The following is a 3,979-nucleotide window of genomic DNA, read 5'->3' on the forward strand; positions in this document are numbered from 1 at the left end:
CGGCCGCGCGCTGACCGCCGCCGGGGTGGCCGGCGCCCTGGTCGGGCGGCGCAGCCGCGTGCTGTCCGCGCTCTCCGGCGGCGCGCTGCTCGCCGCCGCCGTCTGCACCCGCTTCGGCATCTTCCACGGCGGGGTCGCCTCGGCGAAGGACCCGAAGTACACGGTGGTGCCGCAGCGGGAACGGGCCCGGCGGCGGGAGAGCCGAGGACCAGACATCAGCGGGCCGGGCGCCGGCCCGAACGGGGGATAGGCAGGACAGGCGCCGGCCCATGAGCCGATACGGGGGTACCGCTCATGGCCACATCAGCCGCGAATTCGCGGGGAAATCCACCGCCGACGCGGGGCCGCTGGGGCCTCGTCGTCGCGGCCGTGCTCGTCCAGCTCGCGCTGGGCGCCGTCTACGCCTGGAGTGTGTTCAACAAGCCGCTCCAGGCCGAGTTCGGGTGGAGCAAGGCCGAGGTGGTGCTGCCGTTCGAGGTGGCGATCGGGACCATCTTCATCGGCAGCCTGGTGGGCGGGCGCATCCAGGACCGGCGCGGGCCACGGCCGGTCGCGCTGGGCGGCGGGATCCTCTACGCCGTCGGGACCATGCTCGCCTCACTGGTGTCGTCGAGCGACCAGTTGTGGCTGCTGCTGCTCACCTACGGTGTGCTGGGCGGGATCGGGCTCGGGGCCGCGTACATCACGCCGATCGCCATGCTCAGCAAGTGGTTCCCGGACAGGCGCGGGCTGATCACCGGGATCGCCGTCGCCGGCTTCGGCTTCGGCGCGGTGATCACCGCACCGGTGGCGAAGGCGCTGCTGGCCGGCACCGACCACAAGACCAGCGTCTTCCTGCCGCTGGGCATCGGCTACCTGGTCGCGGTGCTGCTGGGGGCGTCCTTCTTCCGCGATCCGCCGGCCGGCTACCAGGTGCCGGGCTTCACCCCGGCGGTCGGCGGCCGGGCCGTCGCCGGCACCCGGGTCTACACCTTCGGCGAGGCGCTGCGCACCCGGCAGTGGTACCTGCTCACGCTGATCCTCACGCTCAACGTGACCTGCGGTATCGCGCTGATCTCCCAGGCCGCGGACGCCGCGCAGGCGGTGGCCGGGGTGGGCGCCGCGACCGCCGCCGGCCTGGTCGGCGCCCTCGGCCTGTTCAACGGTGGCGGGCGGGTGGCCTGGGCGTGGCTGTCCGACCGGATCGGCCGGATGCCGGCGTTCATCGGCATGCTCGCCCTGCAGGGCGTCTGCTTCCTGATCCTGCCGCACGCCTCCGCGTTCTGGCTCTTCGCGGTCCTCGCCGCCCTGGTCTACCTCGCCTACGGCGGTGGCTTCGGCACCATGCCGGCGACCGCCGCCGACTACTTCGGCACGCCGAACGCCGGCGCCATCTACGGGGCGATGATCGTGGCGTGGAGCATCGGGGGAGTGGTGGGTCCGCTGCTCACGGCGCTGCTCTACGACGCCAGCGGCAAGAGCTACACCCTGCCCTTCACGGTGATCGGCGTCCTCGCCTTCGTCGCGCTGGTGCTCCCGCCGCTCACCCGCCTGCCCACCGCACCCGGCGAGCCACGACCCCACTTCCAGACGCCCGGGCCCTGATCCGGTGCCGGTCCGGCCCTCGGCAGGCGGCCGGAGATCACATGTGGTTAGGTGCTGGGTGGAGGCGTTCAGGCGGCTGGTGCCCCTCCCGGTCTTCAAAACCGGTGTGGTCCGGGACCCGGGCCAGGCGGGTTCGATTCCCGTCCGTCTCCGCCAAGCCCTGGGAGACCCGATGCGTGACGTCGACCCACGGCGGCGGGTGCCGCGTACCGACGTGCTGCTCGCCGACCCGGCGCTGGCGGCCGCGGCCGGCACGCTCGGCCGCGACCGGGTCAAGGCCGCGATCGTCCGGGCCCAGCGGCGGGCCCGCGCCGGCGAGCTCACCCCCGACCAGGTACGCGACGCCGCGCTTGCCGAACTGCCCGCGCCGACCCCGCGGGCGGTGCTCAACGCCACCGGCGTCGTGCTGCACACCAACCTGGGCCGGGCCCCGCTCCCGGCCGCCGCGGTCGACGCCCTGGTGGCCGCCGCCGGGCACACCGACGTGGAACTGGACCTGCGTACCGGGCGGCGGGCCCGGCGCGGCCGGGAGGCGCTCGACGCGCTCGCCGCCGCCGTGCCCGACGCGCCGGCCGTGCACGTGGTCAACAACGGCGCCGCCGCCCTGGTCCTCGCCGCCACGGCGCTCGCCGCGGACCGGGAGATCGTGGTCAGCCGCGGCGAACTCGTCGAGATCGGCGACGGGTTCCGCCTGCCCGACCTGCTGGAGAGCACTGGCGCCCGGCTCCGCGAGGTGGGCACCACCAACCGCACCGGCCTCGCCGACTACGCCGCTGCCGTCGGCCCGCGCACCGGGTTCGTGCTCAAGGTGCACCCGTCGAACTTCCGGGTCACCGGCTTCACCTCGGCCGTGCCCGTCGGCGACCTGGCCACCCTCGGCGTGCCGGTGGTCGCCGACATCGGCTCCGGGCTGCTCGCCCCCGACCCGCTGCTGCCCGACGAGCCGGACGCCGCCACCACGCTGCGCGCCGGCGCGCACCTGGTGACCGCCAGCGGCGACAAGCTGCTCGGCGGACCGCAGGCCGGCCTGCTGCTCGGCGCGGCCGACCTGGTCGAGCGGCTGCGCCGGCACCCCCTGGCCCGGGCGCTGCGGGTCGACAAGCTGACCCTGGCCGCGCTCGCCGCCACCCTCCACGCGCCGACCACCCCGACCCGGGACGCCCTGCACGCCGAGCCGGGTGCGCTGCGCGCCCGCACCGAACGGCTCCGCGACCGGCTCGGCGAGGACGGCTGCAAGGCGGAGGTGGTGCCCAGCGCGGCGGTGGTCGGCGGCGGTGGCGCACCGGGGGTCGAACTCGACTCCTGGGCGCTGAGCCTGCCCGAGCGGTACGCCGAGCCGCTGCGCACCGGCGCGCCGCCGATCCTCGGGCGGGTGCTGCACGGCCGGCTCCTGCTCGACCTGCGGTGCGTGCCCGCCGACGCGGACCCGGACGTGCGGGCCGCGATCCTGCGGGTCGGGGCCTGACCGTGTGGGTGGTGGCCACCGCCGGGCACGTCGACCACGGCAAGTCCACCCTGGTGCGGGCGCTGACCGGGATGGAACCGGACCGGTGGGCGGAGGAACGCCGCCGGGGAATGACCATCGACCTCGGCTTCGCCTGGACCACGCTGCCCTCCGGCGGCACCATCGCCTTCGTCGACGTGCCCGGGCACGAGCGGTTCGTGCCGAACATGCTCGCCGGCGTCGGGCCGGTCCCGGCCGCGCTGATCGTGGTCGGCGCCGACGAGGGCTGGATGCCGCAGTCCGCGGAGCACCTGGCCGCCCTGGACGCGCTGGGGGTGTCGTACGGGCTGCTGGCGGTGACCCGCGCCGACCTGGCCGATCCGGGGCCGGCCCTGGCCCGGGCCCGGGCGGAGCTCGCCGCGACCTCGCTCGGTGCGGTGGAGGCGGTGCCGGTCAGCGCGGTCACCGGCGCCGGCCTGCCCGAGCTGCGGGCCGCGCTGGACCGGTTGGTGGCCCGGCTGCCCGACCCGGCCCGCGACGCCCCGGTCCGGCTCTGGGTGGACCGCTCGTTCACCATCCGGGGCAGTGGCACGGTCGTCACCGGCACCCTCGGCGGCGGCCGGCTGCGCGTCGGCGACCAGCTCGAACTGGCCGCCACCGGGGAACCGGTCCGGGTCCGCGGCCTGCACGCGCTGAACACCGCCCACGGCGAGGTCGACGCGGTGGCCCGGGTGGCGGTGAACCTGCGCGGGGTGTCCCGGGACCGGGTGGCCCGCGGCGACGCCCTGCTCACCCCGGGCCGGTTCCGCCGCACCGACCTGCTCGACGTGCGCCTCGCCGGTGACCCGGCCGCCGACCTGCCGGCCACCCTCACCCTGCACGTCGGCTCGGCCGCGGTGCCCGCCCGGGTGCGCCCGCTGGGCCCGGACACCGTCCGGCTCCGGCTGGCCC

Annotated in this window: 3 protein-coding genes, 1 tRNA gene and 1 pseudogene; all 5 read left to right on the plus strand. The window is 76.3% G+C overall.

The window, feature by feature from the left end; genetic code table 11:
* Nucleotides 1-250 (plus strand): annotated as a pseudogene (locus B0E53_RS33840) (hypothetical protein); the annotation flags it as partial.
* Nucleotides 251-369: 119 nt separating this feature from the next.
* Entirely contained in the window at nucleotides 370-1,584 is a 1,215-nt protein-coding gene (locus tag B0E53_RS33845) for an OFA family MFS transporter (protein ID WP_210406323.1), read from the plus strand.
* Nucleotides 1,585-1,644: 60 nt separating this feature from the next.
* A tRNA-Sec gene (locus B0E53_RS38155) sits at nucleotides 1,645-1,740 on the plus strand.
* A gap of 16 nt (nucleotides 1,741-1,756) precedes the next feature.
* Nucleotides 1,757-3,049: an L-seryl-tRNA(Sec) selenium transferase gene (gene selA / locus B0E53_RS33850; RefSeq protein ID WP_107079638.1), complete on the plus strand. Its 1,293-nt coding sequence runs from the start codon at nucleotides 1,757-1,759 to the stop codon at nucleotides 3,047-3,049.
* Between the two features lie 2 nt (nucleotides 3,050-3,051).
* Nucleotides 3,052-3,979: selenocysteine-specific translation elongation factor (gene selB, locus B0E53_RS33855; protein ID WP_107079637.1), on the plus strand; the 928-nt coding region annotated here is incomplete at its 3' end.

The sequence above is a fragment of the Micromonospora sp. MH33 genome, from assembly GCF_003013775.1.
Taxonomy (GTDB): Bacteria; Actinomycetota; Actinomycetes; order Mycobacteriales; family Micromonosporaceae; genus Micromonospora; species Micromonospora fulviviridis.